The sequence below is a fragment of the Streptomyces sp. NPDC006798 genome (genome assembly GCF_040635975.1).
Taxonomy (GTDB): Bacteria; Actinomycetota; Actinomycetes; order Streptomycetales; family Streptomycetaceae; genus Streptomyces.
This window is the reverse complement of record NZ_JBEYIS010000122.1, coordinates 1-1077: the sequence shown is the minus strand read 5'-3', so window position 1 is coordinate 1077 and position 1077 is coordinate 1. Positions and strand designations below refer to the sequence as shown.

Below are 1077 nucleotides of genomic sequence, written 5' to 3'. Positions count from 1 at the left end.
GGGTGAGTTGTTGGTGTTCTTGGGGGGTGAGGGTGTTGATGTGGTGGATGGGGGTGTGGGGGTTTTGGGTGATGGTGTGGAGGAGGTTGGTGAGGCGGGTGGTGAGGGTTTGTGCGGTGTGGTGGGTGAAGAGGTCGGTGGCGTATTCGAGGTAGCCGGTGATTCCGTTGGGTTGTCCGTTGGGGTGGGTGTTTTCGATGAGGGCGATGGTGAGGTCGAATTTGGCGATGTTGGTGGGGGTGGTGTGGAGTTGGGCGGTGAGGTGGGGGGTGTGGTGGGTGGGTTGGGGGTTTTCCTGGAGGGTGAGCATGGTTTGGAAGAGTGGGTGGTGGGCGAGGGTGCGGGTGGGGTTGAGGTGTTCTACGAGGAGTTCGAAGGGGAGGTCTTGGTTGTTGTAGGCGTTGAGGGCGGTTTCTTTGGTGCGGTGGAGGATGTCGAGGTAGGTGGGGTTTCCGCTGGTGTTGATGCGGAGGATGAGGGTGTTGACGAAGAAGCCGATGAGGTTGTGGAGGGTGGTGTCGGTGCGTCCTGCGGTGGGGGTGCCGAGGGGGATGTCGGTTCCGGCGCCGAGGCGGGTGAGGAGGGTGGCGACGGCGGCTTGGAGGACCATGAAGAGGCTGGTGTTGTGGGTGTGGGCGAGGTTTTTGAGTTGTTGGTGGAGTTCGGGGGTGATGGGGAAGGTGATGTGTTGGCCGTGGTGGGTGGCGGTGGTGGGGCGTGGGTGGTCGTAGGGGAGGGGGAGGGTGTCGGGGAGGTCGCGTAGGTTGTTTTTCCAGTATTCGAGTTGTCGGGCGGCGAGGCTGGTGGGGTCTTTTTCGTCGCCGAGGAGGGTTTTCTGCCAGAGGGTGTAGTCGGCGTACTGCACCGGCAGAACCGGACGGGGCTCCGTGGCCGTCATCTCTCCGGCGGTTCCATCCGCGGATGTTCCCTCGGCGTGCTCCTGGTAGAAGTGCAGCAGGTCGGTGAGGAGCGGGCGGATGGATTCGCCGTCGGCCGCGATGTGATGGACCACGAGGACGAGGGAGTGTTCCTCCGGACCCGTCGTCAGCAGGGCCACCCGGAGCGGAAACTCCTCGG

Annotated in this window: 1 protein-coding gene; it reads right to left on the bottom strand. The window is 63.3% G+C overall.

Features of this window, described 5'->3' with window-relative positions; genetic code table 11:
• The coding region (locus tag ABZ714_RS34830) for a condensation domain-containing protein (RefSeq protein WP_358829382.1) at positions 1–1057 on the bottom strand (1057 nt) is incomplete at its 3' end.
• Between the last annotated feature and the right edge of the window lie 20 nt (positions 1058–1077).